This is a genomic window from Brevundimonas sp. RM1, from assembly GCF_052907225.1.
This window is the reverse complement of record NZ_JBRERY010000012.1, coordinates 58,846-75,859: the sequence shown is the minus strand read 5'-3', so window position 1 is coordinate 75,859 and position 17,014 is coordinate 58,846. Positions and strand designations below refer to the sequence as shown.

The 17,014-nt window shown below is 68.7% G+C and carries 20 protein-coding genes; 7 read left to right on the top strand and 13 right to left on the bottom strand.

From position 1 onward, the window contains the following. From ACU5AP_RS11945 to ACU5AP_RS11935, 3 genes are all read left to right on the top strand, one after another. A partial coding sequence (locus ACU5AP_RS11945; protein WP_446681285.1) for a glycoside hydrolase family 19 protein occupies positions 1-334 on the top strand: 334 nt, incomplete at its 5' end. Continuing rightward, entirely contained in the window at positions 331-705 is a 375-nt protein-coding gene (locus ACU5AP_RS11940) for a hypothetical protein (RefSeq protein ID WP_446681284.1), read from the top strand. The genes ACU5AP_RS11945 and ACU5AP_RS11940, both read left to right, overlap by 4 nt. 562 nt (positions 706-1,267) lie before the next feature. After that, positions 1,268-1,477, top strand: a complete 210-nt coding sequence (locus ACU5AP_RS11935; protein ID WP_446681283.1) for a hypothetical protein — start codon at positions 1,268-1,270, stop codon at positions 1,475-1,477. Positions 1,478-1,749: 272 nt separating this feature from the next. Here ACU5AP_RS11935 and ACU5AP_RS11930 read toward each other — a convergent pair whose 3' ends face one another. The 6 genes from ACU5AP_RS11930 to prfA form a co-directional block, all read right to left on the bottom strand. Further along, positions 1,750-2,703 (bottom strand): TraB/GumN family protein, encoded by a 954-nt coding sequence (locus ACU5AP_RS11930; protein WP_223850919.1) that lies wholly within the window; start codon positions 2,701-2,703, stop codon positions 1,750-1,752. A 36-nt stretch (positions 2,704-2,739) separates the two neighbouring features. Then, complete coding sequence (locus tag ACU5AP_RS11925) at positions 2,740-2,937, bottom strand: helix-turn-helix transcriptional regulator (RefSeq protein ID WP_003164157.1); 198 nt, start codon at positions 2,935-2,937, stop codon at positions 2,740-2,742. Next, positions 2,934-3,377: a hypothetical protein gene (locus ACU5AP_RS11920; RefSeq protein ID WP_446681282.1), complete on the bottom strand. Its 444-nt coding sequence runs from the start codon at positions 3,375-3,377 to the stop codon at positions 2,934-2,936. The genes ACU5AP_RS11925 and ACU5AP_RS11920 overlap by 4 nt, the downstream gene beginning before the upstream one ends. 10 nt (positions 3,378-3,387) lie before the next feature. Continuing rightward, positions 3,388-3,696, bottom strand: coding sequence for a hypothetical protein (locus tag ACU5AP_RS11915; RefSeq protein ID WP_232463888.1), 309 nt, complete (start codon positions 3,694-3,696; stop codon positions 3,388-3,390). 215 nt (positions 3,697-3,911) lie between these two features. Then, positions 3,912-5,126 (bottom strand): DNA recombination protein RmuC, encoded by a 1,215-nt coding sequence (locus tag ACU5AP_RS11910; protein ID WP_046654434.1) that lies wholly within the window; start codon positions 5,124-5,126, stop codon positions 3,912-3,914. A 72-nt stretch (positions 5,127-5,198) separates the two neighbouring features. Further along, positions 5,199-6,266, bottom strand: coding sequence for a peptide chain release factor 1 (prfA, locus tag ACU5AP_RS11905; protein WP_046654433.1), 1,068 nt, complete (start codon positions 6,264-6,266; stop codon positions 5,199-5,201). Positions 6,267-6,453: 187 nt separating this feature from the next. On the opposite strand from prfA, the gene ACU5AP_RS11900 reads away from it, so the two are divergent. Beyond that, positions 6,454-7,086, top strand: a complete 633-nt coding sequence (locus ACU5AP_RS11900) for a response regulator (RefSeq protein ID WP_088410981.1) — start codon at positions 6,454-6,456, stop codon at positions 7,084-7,086. Between the two features lie 79 nt (positions 7,087-7,165). After that, complete coding sequence (locus ACU5AP_RS11895) at positions 7,166-7,945, top strand: sulfite exporter TauE/SafE family protein (RefSeq protein WP_446681281.1); 780 nt, start codon at positions 7,166-7,168, stop codon at positions 7,943-7,945. A gap of 6 nt (positions 7,946-7,951) precedes the next feature. Here ACU5AP_RS11895 and ACU5AP_RS11890 read toward each other — a convergent pair whose 3' ends face one another. The 5 genes from ACU5AP_RS11890 to ACU5AP_RS11870 form a co-directional block, all read right to left on the bottom strand. After that, on the bottom strand, positions 7,952-8,548 hold the full coding sequence (locus ACU5AP_RS11890; protein ID WP_446681280.1) for a glutathione S-transferase N-terminal domain-containing protein: 597 nt from the start codon (positions 8,546-8,548) through the stop codon (positions 7,952-7,954). A 2-nt stretch (positions 8,549-8,550) separates the two neighbouring features. Next, positions 8,551-9,702 (bottom strand): flavodoxin-dependent (E)-4-hydroxy-3-methylbut-2-enyl-diphosphate synthase, encoded by a 1,152-nt coding sequence (gene ispG / locus ACU5AP_RS11885; RefSeq protein ID WP_003164167.1) that lies wholly within the window; start codon positions 9,700-9,702, stop codon positions 8,551-8,553. Positions 9,703-9,780: 78 nt separating this feature from the next. Continuing rightward, on the bottom strand, positions 9,781-10,905 hold the full coding sequence (locus ACU5AP_RS11880) for a helix-turn-helix domain-containing protein (protein ID WP_446681279.1): 1,125 nt from the start codon (positions 10,903-10,905) through the stop codon (positions 9,781-9,783). 98 nt (positions 10,906-11,003) lie between these two features. Further along, positions 11,004-13,283 (bottom strand): phosphoenolpyruvate--protein phosphotransferase, encoded by a 2,280-nt coding sequence (gene ptsP / locus ACU5AP_RS11875; protein WP_046654431.1) that lies wholly within the window; start codon positions 13,281-13,283, stop codon positions 11,004-11,006. Positions 13,284-13,341: 58 nt separating this feature from the next. Further along, positions 13,342-14,631, bottom strand: coding sequence for an aspartate kinase (locus tag ACU5AP_RS11870; RefSeq protein WP_446681278.1), 1,290 nt, complete (start codon positions 14,629-14,631; stop codon positions 13,342-13,344). Positions 14,632-14,675: 44 nt separating this feature from the next. Between ACU5AP_RS11870 and ubiG the strand changes: the two genes are divergently transcribed. Together ubiG and ACU5AP_RS11860 are read left to right on the top strand one after the other, a co-directional pair. Continuing rightward, positions 14,676-15,506 carry a bifunctional 2-polyprenyl-6-hydroxyphenol methylase/3-demethylubiquinol 3-O-methyltransferase UbiG gene (gene ubiG / locus ACU5AP_RS11865; RefSeq protein ID WP_312051747.1) on the top strand — a complete coding sequence of 277 codons (831 nt, stop codon included), beginning with the start codon at positions 14,676-14,678 and terminating at the stop codon, positions 15,504-15,506. After that, entirely contained in the window at positions 15,503-16,048 is a 546-nt protein-coding gene (locus ACU5AP_RS11860) for an AAA family ATPase (protein ID WP_128719333.1), read from the top strand. Before ubiG ends, ACU5AP_RS11860 begins: the two co-directional genes overlap by 4 nt. Here the strand turns inward: ACU5AP_RS11860 and ACU5AP_RS11855 are convergent. Together ACU5AP_RS11855 and ACU5AP_RS11850 are read right to left on the bottom strand one after the other, a co-directional pair. After that, positions 16,035-16,568 (bottom strand): GNAT family N-acetyltransferase, encoded by a 534-nt coding sequence (locus ACU5AP_RS11855; protein ID WP_446681277.1) that lies wholly within the window; start codon positions 16,566-16,568, stop codon positions 16,035-16,037. The two genes, ACU5AP_RS11860 and ACU5AP_RS11855, sit on opposite strands and share 14 nt — an antisense overlap. Next, complete coding sequence (locus tag ACU5AP_RS11850; RefSeq protein ID WP_128719332.1) at positions 16,523-16,990, bottom strand: DUF6265 family protein; 468 nt, start codon at positions 16,988-16,990, stop codon at positions 16,523-16,525. The genes ACU5AP_RS11855 and ACU5AP_RS11850 overlap by 46 nt, the downstream gene beginning before the upstream one ends. Positions 16,991-17,014: the final 24 nt, after the last annotated feature.

Below are 17,014 nucleotides of genomic sequence, written 5' to 3'. Positions count from 1 at the left end.
GCAGAGGGGCTACGAGGGGCGCGCGGATCTCGGCAACACACAATCCGGAGATGGTCGCCGCTATCAGGGGCGCGGGCCGATCCAATTGACGGGCCGGGCCAACTATCGCCGTGTCGGCCGACAGATCGGCATCGACCTAGAGCGGCACCCGGAGATCGTCGCGCACCCGTCGATCGGCCTGCTGGTAGGCTGCGTCTACTGGAGCGACCGCAAGCTGAACGCCAAAGCCGACGCTGACGATCTGCTGGGTCTGACCAACGCCATCAACGGCGGGACGAACGGGCTGGAAGATCGCCGCCGTCGGACCGCGCAGGCCAAGGAGCTGATCCTGTGATCCGGCTCCGCGACATCACTTCGACCGGCTGGCTCGCCATCGCCTGCCTGGCGCTCGCCCTGATCCTGCTGGCCATGTGCGCCACGGACGCCCGCCAGAGGGCCGCTGACAGGGCTCGGCAGGCAGGCGCGCACAAGACCCTGGCCGAGGGCCGCACCGCCGCTGCGCAGGACGCCAGCGCCATCCGCGACCGCGCCGACGCCCGAGACCAGTCCACTGCTTCCATCGTCACCCAGGCCGAAAAGGAAATCCGCCATGCGCCTGATCGCAATGCTGCCGCTGATGCTGCTCGCCGCAGGGTGTGCCAGCTCTCCGATTACCGTGATGCACAGTGCGCCGTGTTCCGCTCTGATCCCGGCCGGGTGGACTGAGCCTGTCCTGTCCGCCGCCCTTCCGCTGGAGCCCTCCGACGAGCGGGACTGGATGGCGTTCGGGGTGGCGCAGACTGGCGCCCTACGGACGGCCAATGGTCGGACGGCGGACGTGATCGGGATCGTGCGGGCGTGTGAGGCGCGGGACGCCCAAGCGGTCGAGCGAATAGGGCGGCCGTGGTGGGCTCGCTTGAGGCCGGGCTGAGTTATCCGGGATTCCCGGACAACTGACCATCCAGCGTCGAGCCCTCAGGCTCCGCATGAGGTCCGCTCTCTTCGGAGGGCGGGCCTTTCTTCGTTTGGGGGTCGTGCGAAAAGGTTTCCAGCTCGGATGACGGGCAGCATAGCGGCAAGCAATTACAGAAGATCTGTTGAGTAGATCGTCCAAGTCCCTTGGCGAATCACCTGATCATCTGAATTGATATAGGCGGCAGAGTTCGTACCTCTGCCGCCTTTGTCCAACTGCCGTGGTAGCGGCAACCGTCCAAGTAACGAACTAATTCTCTGCGAATTGGTCTGGCCGGTCAAGCGCCACGGCACCTTTCTCGAAAGGAGAAAGTTCGTGCCTACCGCTTCATTCAGAAACATGGGCGTCACAGCCTACACCGCCCCCTTTATCAAGCGCGCCTTGGCGGAGGGGTACTTCCAGCACGTCATCGCGGCCTATTTGAACGACAATCAGGGCCGCGTCTCAGAGACGAAGAATGGCAAGCGCCATCCGGAAATTCCGGCTGCTTCAGACTTGCCGGCAGACTTTCCGCTAGCGGCATAAGCCCTCCGGCTCCGCTACGCCCCGTCGCCCTCACCGGGTGGCGGGGCTTTCTTCGTATTTGAGGTTAGCCAACGCGGGGAAAACGCCTTGCAAATCAATGAACCGGAAAAGTCGGTTAGCCAGCGCAAGTCATTGAAATATCGTCAGGTATAGCCTCTACCTCTGAACTATACCCGCGTCGCCGAAGCGAGCGACGAAGATATAGGGCGCGGGCCAAAAGAAAAGGCCCGGCGAACCGGGCCTTTGGATTTTTTGACAGAGGCCGCGACGGGTCAGTCGCGAACTTCCTCGACCGTGACGCCGCGCTTGGCCAGCATGGCCTGGATGCTGTCGGCCCCCGCCAGGTGGCCGGCGCCGACCGAGATGAAGGCCGTGCCCGAGCCTTCCAGCATAGCCACGATCTGATTGGTCCAGTCCGTGTTGCGGCGCGTCAGCATGACCTCGTACATCTCCGGCGATTCCGCCTTCATCTCCTGGCCGATCAAGACGTCCAGACCGTCCACGTCGCCGGTCGACCAGGCGCCGACCATGCGGCCCAGGAACTCCGGCGCCTGATCGAACTCCTTCAGGCCCGAGCGCAGCATGGCCAGCTGCGCCTCTTCCGACATGTCGGCGATGAAGCCGATCTGCTGGGGCATGGTTTCAAGACCCTTGATCGGCTTGCCCGTAGCGGCGGCGCGGGCGTGCAGCACCTGGTCCCCGCCGTTCTGCGGCAGATAGCCGGCCTTGGTGATGCTGGCCATGGCCAGCTGAAGGGCCGCGAACCACGGGCGCAGCGGGTCCAACTGGGCGGCCGTCGCGCCGATGGAGCGGGCGGCGGCGTCGAGGTCGGCCTGTTCCTCGGCGGTCAGCAGGCTGGACAGGGGACGGTCGGGCGAGACGCCCTTGGACTGGATGATCGGCACGGCGCCCGCGACGTCGTTCAGATCGGCGATCTCGAACCAGTATTCGTCGGCGGCGGCGAAGGCGCGGTCCAGCTTGGCGCTGCCCCAGGGCGTCTCGGGCTTCAGCACATGGACGGTGCCGAACAGATAGAGGGTGGAGTCCGCATCCTTGACCACCCACAGGCGCGGGCCGGACCCCGCCGGGGCGACGGCCACGGCGGCCGGATCGGCGGCGGCGGGCGCGGCCTGGGCGAAGGCGGGCGTCGTGGGCGCCAGCAGGACGGCGGTCAGGGCGGCGGCGGAGACGGAGGCGGCGGCGCGGCTCCAGAGTCGGCGGATCATGGTCAGGCTCCTAGGGTCGCAAAAGAGAAACAGCCGTCAGCCTTCTTCGTCGATAAAGATGGATTCGATCGGCATCTGGAACAGCCGGGCGATCTTGAACGCCAGCGGCAGGGAGGGGTCGTAGCGGCCGGTCTCGAGCGCGTTCACCGTCTGACGCGACACGCCCAGTTCGTCGGCCAGGTGCGCCTGGCTCCAGTCGCGCTCGGCGCGCAGCACCTTGAGGCGGTTCTTCATGCACGTCTCTCCTGGCCGGGACGCGACAGGTTGAAACGCGCCACCTGGGCCATCGCCTCGCCGAACAGAAAACCGCCCGCAGGCAGGGTCGCCAGCATGACAGGGCTGACTCCATCGCCCATCAGGCTCGAGATGACGAACAGGGTCGAGCCGTAGGCCAGGGCCCACCAGCCGCCCTGAGCCTGCGCCATCAGGGCCAAACGCTCTTCCAGCTCATCGATCGCCGCCTGTCGGCGAAGCACGGCGATCCAGACGAAGACAGGCAGAACCACGGCGGCTGCGGCCAGCGCCTTCAAAGGCAGCGCGTCGTCGCCCGTCGACAGGTAGGCGCCGCCCCAGGCGGCGCCGGCGAGCCAGACGACGCCCGCCGCCATCTTCAGCAGGAACAACACACCGGTTCGGGCCAAGGGCTTGTCGCCCATGAAAGCGCTGTCGCTCACGGCATTCTCCTCAACGACGGCCCAGCCACCACCAGGCCCAAGCCAGGCTGTAGCCGGCGACCTGGAACAGTAGAATGGCCATCATGCCGCTCAACAACAGGTCAGGCGGGGTCTCGCCCACCCACCGCGGTAAAAGAATTTCGTCCCGGCGCAGAGACAAGACCAGCAGCAGCACGGCCCCGACGGCCATGCCCCCCATGCCGCCCCAGAACCAGGACCACTTATGGGCTTCGCGCGCCGCCTCATCGAGATGACGCCACCACCAGATGCAGATCAGCAAAGTCCCGGCCATGACCAGGGCCAGCATGGCAGCGGTCATGGCAAAACCGGCCACGCCCGGCTGGTCTGACAGAACAACGCCGAGGACGCCGCCGAGCACTCCCAGCGCGAGAGACACGACGAACACCAAAAGAGCGCCTCGCACTCCGAGCGGCTTGAACGATTTGGACGACATGGACGCTCTCGAGGACAAACAGACAAGTTTGTTTGTCACCCTCAGCACAAAACGTCAAGCGTGTTTGTCACACTCAGTCGTCACTCCGGCGCGTTCAGCAGCTCCGGGCGGCTGAGGGCGCGGGGCGATTGTTCGACGGCGTTCAGTTCGGGCAGCTCCTTGCCCTCATGATCGACCTTCAGATCCTCAAAGCGGCGGGCCGAGACCATGACCTGGCTTTCCAGCGAGCCGACGAACTGGTTGTAGCGGGAAACCGCCGCGTCCAGCGCCTTGCCGACCGAGGCGGCGTGGCCGCCCATGACCGACAGCCGCTTGTAGAGCTCCTTGCCCAGCTTGGCGACGTCCTCGGCGTTGCGGGCCTGCTCCTCGGCGCGCCAGCCGTAGGCGACGGCCTTGCACAGGGCGAACAGGGTGGTGGGCGTGACGATGACCACGCGCGAGGCCATGGCCGTGGTCATCAGGTCCGGCTCGTGGTCTAGGGCCGCGGCCAGGAAGGCGTCGCCCGGCACGAACATGGCGACGAAGTCGGGGCTGGGCTTGAACTGGTCCTGATAGGCCTTGGACGACAGCTGGCGCACGTGGGTCTTCATGCTGGCGGCGGTGCGCAGGGACATGGCGCGGGCCTGGGCCTCTTCATCGCCGTCGGCCTCGTCGGCGAAGGCCAGCGACACCTTGGCGTCGATGACGAACATGCCGCCGCCGGGCAACTTCACGATAAAGTCCGGGCGCTGCTGGCGGCCTTCATCGGTGGCCGAGGAGTTCTGCTCTTCGAAGTCGAAGCGGCCGGCCATGCCCGCCGCCTCCAGCACGTTGCGGCAGGTCTGTTCGCCCCAGCGGCCGCGACGGCCGGTGTTGCCCTTCAGCGCCTCGGTCAGACGCCGCGCCTCGTCGCGGGTGGCGGTCGAGGCGGCCATCAGCAGGTTGAGCTGCTCCTTCAGGCCGCCGGTCTCGTCGGCGCGCGCCTTTTCCAGCGCCGTGACGTGCTGCTGAAACTTGGCGAGGGTCTCGGACACGGGCTTGAGCTGGGCCTCCATCCGCTCGCGCGCCACGCGGTCCTGAGCCTGAAAGGTCTCGGTGGCGCGGGCGACCAGCTTGGTCGCCACCGCCTCGGCGGACTGGGACGCCTGCGCCTTGAGGAACTCGGCCATGGAGTCCCGGCTTTCCTCCATCAGCGCCAGCCGCGCATCGGCGGCGTCCAGCGCGCCGCGCGTCTTCTGCCAGCCCATATAGGCCCACAGGAAGCCCGCCGCGGCGACCGCGACAAAGGCCAAGAGGACGAGTTCCAGCATGTTCATGCTCCGTTCCTAGCGGGAGTCGGAGCCAGATTAAAGGCGGGCCGCGTCAGACGCGGACGCGCCTCGGCGCCCTCAGCCCAGTTCGGCTTCCAGATCGGCCAGGCGGGCGGCCTGGTCTTCGGCGATCAGGGCGTTGAGCATGGGGTCGAGGTCGCCCTCGAGGATTTGCGGCAGGCTGTGCAGGGTCAGGCCGATGCGGTGATCCGTCACCCTTCCTTGCGGGAAGTTGTAGGTGCGGATGCGCTCGGAGCGGTCGCCCGAGCCGACCTGGGACTTGCGCGCGTCCGAACGGGCGGCGTCCTTGGCCTGGCGCTGCATGTCGTAAAGGCGCACGCGCAGGTTCTTCATCGCCTTGTCGCGGTTCACATGCTGCGACTTTTCCGAAGAGGTGGCCACGATGCCGGTGGGCAGGTGGGTGATGCGCACCGCCGAGTCGGTCTTGTTGACGTGCTGGCCGCCCGCGCCGGACGAGCGATAGGTGTCGATGCGGATGTCCTTGTCGAGAATCTCGATCTCGACGTCCTCGACCTCGGGCAGGACGGCGACGGTCGCCGCCGAGGTGTGGATGCGGCCGCCCGCCTCGGTGGTGGGCACGCGCTGGACGCGGTGGACGCCGCTCTCGAACTTCAGGCGGCCGAAGACGCCCTCGCCGCTGACGGTGGCGATGATCTCCTTGAAGCCGCCGGCGTCGCCCTCGGCGGCGCTGTCGATCTCGACCCGCCAGCCGCGCGACTGAGCGTAGCGCGAGTACATGCGGAACAGGTCGCCCGCGAACAGCGCCGCCTCGTCGCCGCCGGTGCCCGCGCGCACTTCCAGCACGGCCGAGGCGTTTTCATCGGCGTCGCGCGGGGCCAGCAGCAGGGCGACTTCACGCTCCAGTGTCGGCAGGCGCTCGGTCAGGGCGTCCAGTTCATCGGCGGCCAGGGCGGCCATTTCCGGGTCGGCGGCCATGGCCTTGAGGTCGTCCGCCTCGGCGCGGGCGCGGGCCAGGGCCTGAACCGCGTCGGCCACGGGCTTGAGCTCGGCGTGCTCTTTCGACAGGCGCACGATCTCGGCGCCGTCGGTGGCCGCGCCCATGCGCGCCTCCACCTGATGGAAGCGGTCGAGCACCTGATCGAGCCGGGCCTGAGGCAGTCGCAACGGCGTGTCCTTGCTGAGAAAATCGAGCGCGGAGCCTTACCCGCGACACGCCGCCGTGTCGATAAAAACGCCTCTACACGCGCTCATGGAGCAATCGTGAACAGCCGTCACAAGCCCGTCAGGCCGGTTTTTTCGCAACTGCAAAACCCCTAGCTGCTGTGAGGCTGAAACAGAAGGAGACAGGGGCATGACCGTCATCAAGCCTCAGAACGCCGCCCCGCCGGGCGCGGCGAATACCGATGCGGCGCGACTGTGCGCCCTCTACGACGGCCTGTTGCAAGCGGGCGGAGCCGTGTCGCCCGAGGCCGAGCGCGAGTTGAGAGCCCTGGCCAAGATCTTCGACCTGGACGCCGAGCGCCCCGCCGCCGAACTGTGGCCCTATGTCCGCGCCGTCCTGGTGCGCCAGGCCCCGGCGCCGGAGCGGACCTCGACCGAGCCGACCACGACCCCGGCGGCCGAAGCCGCCCCCCTGACCGTCCTGCTGGTCGAGGATGACGCCGACGCCGCCCTGGACCTGACCGAGGCGCTGGACGCCGCCGGGCACCGCGTCGTCGGTCCCTTCCACAGCGCCGAAGCCGCAGCGGCGGCGACCGCGCTTCACCCCATCGACGTGGCCCTGCTCGACATCAACCTGTCGGGCGAGAACACGGGCGTGGACCTGGCCCGCAGCCTCAAGTCGCGCTGGGGCGTGCCGGTGATCTTCCTGTCCGGCGACGTGACGGCGGCGGCGCAGAACGCCGAACTGGCCGCCGCCATGGTCATCAAGCCCTATCGCGGTCGCGACGTGCTGGACGCCCTGTCCCGGCTAGAGTCCGCCTGAGCCGGCTCATGACGGCCATTGCCAGGCGGCGCGCGACCTGCGCCTGATGGCCCTCAACCCCACCGGCCCGAGGCGCTGAATGGACACCTTCTTCCTGTTCCTTCTGGTCGGCGTCCTGGCCCAGGCGGTCGACGGCGCCCTGGGCATGGCCTACGGCGTCATCTCCTCCTCGGTGCTGCTGGCTTTGGGCGTGCCCCCGGCCACGGCCTCGGCCAGCGTCCACGCCGCCGAGGTCTTCACCACCGCCGCCTCGGCCGGAAGCCATGCCTGGCACAAGAACGTCGAGTGGCGGCTGCTGGCGCCGCTGGCCATCGCGGGCGTGATCGGCGGGGTGCTGGGCGCCTATGTTCTGACGGGACTGGAGGCTTCGACCATCAAACCCTTCGTCGTCGGCTATCTGGCCCTAGTCGGGGTGTGGATCCTGTGGCGCGCCGGGCATGACATCCGCCCGCGCCACCTGCCCGCCTGGGTCACGGCGCCGCTGGGGCTGGTCGGCGGCTTTCTGGACGCCGTGGGCGGCGGCGGCTGGGGGCCGACCGTCTCCTCGACCATGGTCGGCGCCGGGCATGAGCCGCGCAAGGCCATCGGCACGGTGAACACAGCCGAATTCTTCCTGACCGTGGCCGTCTCGGCCACCTTCGTCTGGGCCCTGGTCAGCGGCCACTGGGAAGAGGCGGGCGCGCTCCAGAACCACGCGGCGGCCGTCGGCGGCCTGGTGGTCGGCGGCCTGATCGCCGCCCCCTTCGCTGGACTGATCGTCAAGAAGGTGCCGCGCAAGGCCCTGACCTATGCGGTCGGCTTCCTGCTGCTGATCCTCGCCGCCTTCCAGGGCGCGCAACTGCTGAAACTGATCAGCTGATCCCGTCTAGCGCGGGAAGGTGTCGATGAAGCTGGGACGCTGCTCCAGCGCCGCCTGCAGGGCGACCAGGTTCGGGCGGCCCGTCTTCCAGTCGTAGTCCGGGTGACGGAAGCCGATCCAGGTGACGGCGATCCCGGCCGTCAGCACGCCCATGTCCAGCGCCTCGGCGTCCGGGGCGGCGGTCTCCAGCGCATCCAGGGCGCGGCCCATGTTGACGGTCCAGCGCGCGATCCAGGACGGCGAGCGTTCATGCTCGGGTCGCCGCTTCTCCAGCACCAGTTTGACGCCCATCTCCAACGCGGCGTTGGCCAGGGTCTCCAGCCGCTTGACCCGCAGGCGCTCCGTCCCCACGGTCGGCAGCAGACGCGGTCCTGACCCCAGGGCGTCCAGATACTCGGCGATGACCGGGCTGTCGGTCAGCGGCAGGCGGTCCGCGGCGATCAGCGTCGGAACCTGAACCACGGGGTTGGTCGACAGCAGCTCCGGCGCGTCGGCGTAAGGATCGACGATGATCTCCTCGACCCGGTCGGCCAGCCCCTTTTCGCGAGCGACGATGCGAACCTTGCGGGCGAAGGGCGACGGGGTGGTGATGTAGAGCTTCATGATCATTCGGCGGCGTTGAGAGCAATGGCGGCGGCGCGGGCGGCGTCCAGTTCGGCGGCCTTGGCTTCGACCTGGGCGACGATCTCGTCGATCATGCCCTCATTGGCCTGCTTGTGAGCGATCTTGCCGTTCAGATAGACCATGCCCGCCCCCTTGCCGCCGCCGGTGAAGCCGATGTCGGTATAGAGGGCCTCGCCCGGACCGTTGACCACGCAGCCGATGATGGACAGCGACATGGCCGTCGAGACATGCGCCAGTCGCTCTTCCAGAATCCCCACCGTCTCGATGACGTTGAAGCCCTGACGCGCGCAGGACGGGCAGGCGATGATGTTCACCCCCCGGTGACGCAGGCCCAGCGACTTCAGGATGTCGAAGCCGACCTTGATCTCTTCGACCGGATCGGCGGCCAGGGACACGCGGATGGTGTCGCCGATGCCCGACCACAGCATATTGCCCATGCCGATGGCCGATTTGATGGTGCCGGTGCGCAAGGGGCCCGCCTCGGTCACGCCCAGGTGCAGGGGGCAGTCAATGGCGTCAGCCAGTTGCTGATAGGCGGCCACCGTCAGGAAGGGATCGGACGCCTTCACCGAGATCTTGAACTCGTGGAAGTCCAGATCCTGAAGAATCCGGGCGTGGTTCAGGGCGCTTTCGACCATCGCATCCGGACAGGGCTCGCCGTATTTCTCCAGCAGCTCCTTCTCCAGCGAGCCGGCGTTGACGCCGATGCGCATGGAGCAGCCATGGTCGCGGGCGGCCTGAACGACTTCCTTGACCCGCTCGATCGAGCCGATGTTGCCGGGGTTGATGCGCAGGCAGGCGGCGCCCGCCTGGGCCGCCTCGATGCCGCGCTTGTAGTGGAAGTGGATGTCCGCCACGAGCGGCACGCGGGCCTCGCGCGCGATGGTCCTGAAGGCCGCCGTCGACTCCTCGTCCGGGCAGGAGACGCGCACGATGTCGGCCCCGGCCTCTTCCAGCTGACGGATCTGCTCCAGCGTCGCCGCCGCGTCGGTCGTCGGCGTATTGGTCATCGACTGGACGCTGATCGGGGCGTCGCCGCCGACAGGGACGGAGCCGACCATGATCTGGCGGCTCTTGCGGCGCTCGATGTGGCGCCAGGGGCGGATATGGCCGAGTTCGGAGTGGTCGCTCATGACGCCGGGAACATAGGACAGGAAGAGCGGCAAAACCACGACAGGCGGCGAAAGATCGCGCCTTCGTCGAGGAAAGGATCAGGCGGCGGGCGCGGGAGCCGCGGCGGCGGCCTGGGTCGGCGTCGGCGAAGGCGCCGCGGCGGCTGTAGCCGCAGCCGCCGCCTGAGCCGCACGGGCCCGGGCCTCGACGGCGGCGGCGGCGCGGGCCTCGGACTCGCGCGCGGCCGCCTGGGCGCGGTTGTTCAGCGACCCGAGCGGCGACTGGGGCGCGGGCAGCACGCCGCCATGCTCGCCGTTCAGATAGACGTCGAAGGCCGCCGGATCGGGCGTGTCGATGGTGGCCGCCACGCCGGGCGGCGCGCGCCAGGCCTCGCCCGCAGCCAGCTGGCGCGCGAACAGGATGCGGCCGTCGCCCTGGCGGATGACCAGGATGGCGGGCTTGCGCGCCTGAAGCGTGACCTGGGAGACCGTGGCCGAGGCACCGTAGATGGCCCCGCGCGGGTTGAAGGCGGCCTGCACCGGCGGCGCGGGCGGAGGCGCGGCGTTGGGGTCGTCCGGGTCGATCCCGGTCAGCTGAGCCTCCAGCCCCGGGGTGATGTACATGGCCGGCGTCGTCTGGTCCGGCGGGGCCGCCTTGGGCGCGCCGAGATAGAGGGCGCGGTCCCGTTGATGGTCGGCCTGCTCGGCCCAGTCCTTGGGCACGGCGACCAGGTCGGAGGGGTGCGGCGCCTCGATCCGGTTGATGCGCTGGAAGACGTTCCAGCCGATCACCACCGCCAGGAAGACGCCGATGACGCCCAGGATCTTGGGCGAGTTCTGGCGCATCTGCTGCAAGGCGGCGCCCGTCGGCGGCTGCAGCGGCACGGCCGCATCGGGGTATTCCTGCTTGAACCGCTCGACCGCGTTCAACTCGTCCAGGCCCAGGGCTCCGGCATAGGCGCGCACATAGCCCATGGAGAAGATGCGCGACGGCAGGACGGCGTACTCGCCCTGCTCCAGCGCGGTCAGGAAACGCGGATGCACCCGCGTCTTGGTCGACAGCTCGGCCATGGACAGGCCCGACGCCAGGCGCGCGGCGCGCAGGGACGCGCCCAGGGAATCGTCCGAGGGTTCTTCAGGCGCCGCTTCGGGCGTCGCCTCCGGGGTCTGATCCAGCGTCGCGTCGGCGTCGAAGTCGAACGCGGCTTGCCGATCCTGGTCCATAGGGTCGGTGTTCCGTCACGCTGGGCGCCGATGCGCCCATCACCCCCGCTTAGACGAGGCCGGGAGCGCGGGCAACGCGGGAAAGCGGCCCCGCTTTCTCAGACTTCGACATTGAGCTTGCGCGCCAGGGACTCGATCTCGCCGCGCACCGACCCGGCCGAGGAGCCGAGCAGGGCGTTCATCCCCCGCCGCGCCGCGTTCAGATCAGCCGACAGGATCATGCGTTTGACCGGTCCCACCCCGCCCGCCGGAACGGACAAACGGCTGTAGCCCAGGGTGATCAAGGCGAAGGCCTCCAGCGGACGGCCCGCCAGTTCGCCGCAGACCGAGACCGGCGTGGCGCTGTCGGCGCACTTCTGCTGAATATCCGCCAGGGCGCGCAGGAAGGGCGGCGACAGGGGATCGTAGCGATCCGACACGCGCGGGTTCGTCCTGTCGGCGGCGAACATATACTGCAGCAGGTCGTTGGTGCCGATCGAAACGAAGTCGGTCAGCGGCAGCAGGGCGTCCAGGTGCCACAGCAGGCTGGGGCATTCGATCATGGCCCCGACCCGCAGCAGGGACGGCAGAGGCCGCCCCCGGCGCCGCGCCCAGTCGCATTCGACGTCGACCAGTTCGCGGGCGGCGCGGAACTCGTCCACCGTGGCGATCATGGGGAACATGACGCGCAGCTCGCGCCCGGCGGCGGCGCTCAGCAGGGCGCGCAGCTGCATCCGCAGCAGGGCCGGACGATCCAGCCCAAGACGGATGGCGCGGCGGCCTAGCGCCGGGTTCTCTTCGCGCTCATTGTCGAGGTAGGGCAGTACCTTGTCGCCGCCGATGTCCAGCGTGCGGAAGGTGACGGGCCGGTCTCCCGCCGCATCCAGCACCAGCTTGTAGAGCGCCGCCTGAGCGTCCAGGCGCGGCAGCTCGTCTGAGACCATGAACTGAAATTCGGTGCGGAACAGGCCGATGCCCTCGGCGCCCGTTGCGTCCAGATTCTCCAGATCCACCGCCAGGCCGGCGTTGGTCAGCAGCATGATACGCTTGCCATCCCTGGTGACGGCAGGGGTGTCGCGCAGCTGGTCGAACTCGGCGCGGCGCTGTTCGCGCACGGCCATGCGGCTCTCGACCGCCGCCAGCATGTCGGGGCGGGGCCGCAAGTAGGCCTCGCCCGTCTCGCCGTCGACGATGACCTGATCGCCCTCGGTCAGGCGATCCCGCAGGCCCTGCAGGCGGCCGACGCAGGGAATCTGCAGGGCGCGGGCGACGATGGCCGCGTGGGCGGCGGCCGAGCCTTCTTCCAGCAGCAGGCCGCGCAGCTTGTGGCGCGGATACTCCAGCAGGTCCGCCGGTCCCAGGTTCTTGGCCACCAGGATGGCGTCGTCGGGCAGGTCGCGCTGGCCCGGATGATCGCCCGCCATCAGACGCAGCAGGCGATTGGCCAGATCCTCAAAGTCGTGCAGCCGCTCGCGGATATAGGGATCGCGGGCGTTGGCGAAGCGGGCGCGGTGCTCGTTGCGGACGCGGTCCACGGCGGCCTCGGCCGTCAGGCCGGAACGCACCGCCTCTTCCAGCGACCGGTTCCAGCCCCGGTCGTCGGCGAACATCCGATAGGTCTCCAGCACCTCATAGGGGGTGCCGCCCAGCTTGCCCTGGCTGCCTTCCAGCAGGGCGTCGATGCTGGTGCGCAGACGCTCCAGCGCCTCCTTGAGCCGCACCTCTTCAGCAGCAGGATCGTCGGACAGCAGCTGCTCCGGCGCGATCGGCGCCTCGTGCAGCACGGCCTGCCCGAACGACAGGCCCTCGGCGAACTTCTGCCCCTTCAGCCGCTCAGGCCGATGGGGCGCGACCTCGACGTCGCGCAGTTCCTCCAGCGCCAGCAGCTCGCCCGAAGCCACCGTCTCGGCCAGGACCATGGCGATGGTCTGGATGTCCTCGACCTCTTCCTCGTCATAACGACGGGCGGCGCGGTTCTGGACGACCAGGACGCCGATGGCCCGGCCGCCGCGCAGCAGGGGCGCGCCGAGGAAGGCGTGATAGGGGTCTTCGCCCGTTTCCGGCCGATAGGAGAAGCTGGGGTGCGACTGGGCGTCCGACAGGCTGATCGGCGCGGCCGTGCGCGCCACCTCGCCGACCAGGCCTTCGCCGGGGCGCAGGCGGGTGTTGTGGACGGCCTCGGGGTTCAGACCCTCGGTGGCGAACAGCTCCAACTCGCCCGACGCGCGCCGCAGATAGATGGAGCAGACCTCGGCCACCATGGAGCGGGCGATGATCCGCACCACCATGTTCAGCCGGTCCTGCGCGGGCGCGCCGCCCCCGGCCCCGGCCAGAGCCTCGCGGATCTGGCGCAGCAGAAGGCGGGGCCCCCTCGCCGTCGCTGCCACGCCCTTGACCATGCCTGCTCCCGCCTTACCGCTCCCGATCCGTTCCAGATAGGGCGGCGCTTCCGATATCCTAGTCTTCCGCGTCCAGACCGTAGGCCGCGTGCAGCGCCCGGACCGCCAGCTCGGCGTAATCCGAATCGATCAGTACGCTGATCTTGATCTCAGAGGTCGAGATAGCCTGGAACTTCACGCCCTTGTCGGCCAGGGCGCGGAACATGGTCTGGGCCACACCCGCGTGACTGCGCATGCCCACGCCGATCACCGAGACCTTGGCCACATCGTCGTCGACCCGCAGCTCCTCGAAGCCGATGTCGGCCTTGGCGGCGGTCATCAGGTCGGCGGCGCGGCGCGCGTCGCGGCGGCCCGTCGTGAAGGTCAGGTTGACCGCGCCTTCGGTGCGGGCCTGGCTCTGCACGATCATGTCGACGTTGACCTCGGCCTCGGCCAGGCGGGTGAAGACGTCGGCCGGAGCATCCGTCCGGTCCGACAGGCCAAGCAGCGTGATCCGGGCTTCGTCCCGGCTCATGGTCACGCCGGAAACGATGCGCTTTTCCACGATCTCATCCTCGTCGCAAATCAGGGTGCCGGCGTGTTGCGGCAGGTTTCCGTTTTCATCCGGTTCGATGAAGCTGGACAGGACGCGCACCGGCACGCGCTTGTGCATGGCCAGCTCGACCGAGCGGGTCTGCAGCACCTTGGCGCCCAGCGACGCCATCTCCAGCATTTCTTCGTAGGACACCTTCTCCAGACGCCGGGCGCGGCTCTGGATGCGCGGGTCGGTCGTATAGACGCCGTCCACGTCGGTATAGATGTCGCACGGCGCGCCCAAGGCCGCCGCCACCGCCACGGCCGAGGTGTCCGAGCCGCCCCGGCCCAGGGTGGTGATGCGCCTGTCGCGGGTCACGCCCTGGAAGCCTGGCACGACGGCGATCTCGCCCGCGTCGAGCGCGCCCCCCAGCGCATCGCCGGGCACCTCTTCGATGCGGGCGCGTCCGTGGGCGTCGTCGGTCAGGATCGGAATCTGCCAGCCCATCCAGCTGCGCGCCTTCAGGCCCATGTTGCGCAGGGTCAGGGCCAGCAGGCCCGACGTCACCTGCTCGCCCGAGGCGACCACCACGTCGTATTCGTCATCCGACAGGACGCCGTCGCCGTACAGGCCCGGCGCGGCCGCGCCCACGCCGTCGGTCCAAGCGACCAGCTCATTGGTCTTGCCCGCCATGGCCGAGACGACCACGGCCACCTTCTTGCCCCTGGCGGCTTCGGCGGCGACGATGCGCGCCGCGCGACGGATCCGTTCCAGGTCGGCCATGGAGGTGCCGCCGAACTTCATCACCAACCGGTTCGTGTCGGCCCGCGTCATCCTGGCGTCTGATCCCCTGCTTGCATGGCGGGCGAAGGCGGTCCATGCCTCTGCCCATGCCCGCTTCTAACGACAGCCTCGATCCACGCAAACCCCAAAGCGAAGAGGGTTTTTCACCCTTTGCTACCGATCGTGCCGAAGGGCCGAGCATCGACCCGGCCGACGTAGCGCGCTTTTCGGCCCAGGCGGCCGAGTGGTGGGATCCCAAAGGCCCCTTCGCCCCCCTGCATCGTTTCAACCCGGCGCGGCTGAAATTCGTACGCGATCGGGCGGCCGAGCACTTTGATCGCGACATTCGGGCGCGCGCGCCCTTCGCGGGCCTCAGCCTGATCGACATCGGCTGCGGCGGCGGCCTGATCGCCGAGCCGATGCGGCGCATGGGCTTTGAGGTCACGGCCATCGACGCCTCGTCCGAGAACATCGGCACCGCCCGCGCCCACGCCGATCAGGTCGGTCTGGACATCGCCTATCGCGCCGCCACGGTGGAGCAGATGGTCGAAGCAGGCGCCGGGCCGTTCGACGTGGTGCTGACCATGGAAGTCATCGAACACGTCGCCGACCCCGAAGCCTTCATCCGCGCCTGCTCGAAACTGATCAAGCCGGGCGGCCTCATGATCGTCGCCACCCTGAACCGCACGCTGAAGGGGCTGCTGCTGGGCAAGGTCGCGGCGGAATATGTGCTGCGCTGGGTGCCCGCAGGCACTCACGACTGGCGCCAGTTCCTCAAGCCCGACGAACTGCGCGCCATGCTGGACGGCGAGCCCCTGACCGTCACCGGCCCCTATGGACTGGCCTATGACCCGCTGAACGACCGCTGGAGCGAGGGCGACGACGTGGGCATCAACTACATGATGATGGCGACCCGCGACGCATGATCGGCCCGCGCCGCATCGTCCTGACCGGCGGTCCCGGCTCGGGCAAGACGACGCTGCTGGAGGCGCTGGCGGCGGCTGGCCATGCGACCTCGCCCGAGGCCGGGCGCGCCATCATCCGCCGCCAGCAGGCCATCGACGGCGAGGCCCTGCCGTGGAAGGACCGGGCCCTGTTCGCCGAACTGATGCTGGATCGCGAGTTGGAAGCCCACGCCCGCGCCGAGAGCGCCGACGGGCCGGTCTTCTTCGATCGCGGCGTCCCGGACGTGGTCGGATACCTGAGCCTGTGCGGCCTTCCGGTCCCAGCTCATATGGAGCGGGCGGCGCAGGACATCCGCTATGACCGGCGCGTCTTCATCGCCCCGGTCTGGCCCGAGATCTTCGGCCAGGACGCCGAGCGCAAGCAGGATCTGGACGAGGCCCGCCGCACCTTCGACGCCATGGCCGAAACCTATCCGCGCTTCGGCTATGAACTGATCGAACTGCCCAGGGCGCCCGTCGCCGAGCGCCTGGACTTCGTGCTGACGACGCTTACAGCGGCCTGACCATATAGCGGGCGTCATCGCCGTAGCTGGCCAGCTTCTTGGCCATGCCCGGCGGGTTCTGAACCTCGAAGCCGTTGCGCGCCCAGAAGCTTGATGCGTCGTTGACCGCCACCAGGGCGACCGCCGGCCAGCCCGCCGCCTTGGCCTGCTCGGCCAGGCGCTCGACCACCGGCCGGGTGTGGCCGCCGCCGCGCGTGTCGGGGTGCAGAGCCAGGTCGTGCAGATAGACGACCTCGGCCTCGGCCGGGATGGCGTCGATCAGCACGTTCAGCGCCGGGGCGGCGTTCAGCACCCACGGATAGGCGACCAGATAGCCCATGACCGGACCGTCTTCGGCGGCCAGCACGAAGCAGCCTTCGGGGTGCAGCTCAAGACGGTTGGCGAAGCAGGCGCGCTCTTCCGCGTGATCGGGGAAGGACAGTTGGGCCACCGCGACCACGCCGTCGAGGTCGTCCGGCGTCATCGGTCGCCAGGTCAGAGTGGACAGCGGGCGTTCAGCTCCGCCCTGTTGAATCGCCATTGCACGCTCCGGTTCTCATCGTCGTCCGCCCCTTCGATCCGGGCGGTCAGTCTATCCCCCGCGCGTTCATAGATGATGCGGTGCGGAAAGTCGTTGTCCGGATTGGCGAAAACCGCCCGCTGGGGGCCGCTGTCGACCAGGCGGAAAGGCGTCGCGGGCGCGCCGCCCGGCTGGGCGAAATAGGCCAGGCCGCCGTCTGTCAGGGGAGCGATACGCGCGCTCTCGAAGCCGCTGCGGCCATTGCGCACAGTCACCGAGTGGCCGACGATCAGACCCGCGCGTGGATCGCTCCAGGTCTCTGACGCCTCGCGCCCGCCGGAACAGTCCAGCCAATACCCCGCCAGCCACGACAGGTCGGGCGCAGGCGTCGCGGGCAAGGATGCCTGCCACAGGGCGGCGGCCAGCAGGCTGGAAACGGACATGGGCTCTCCCTCCTCAAGGACGAA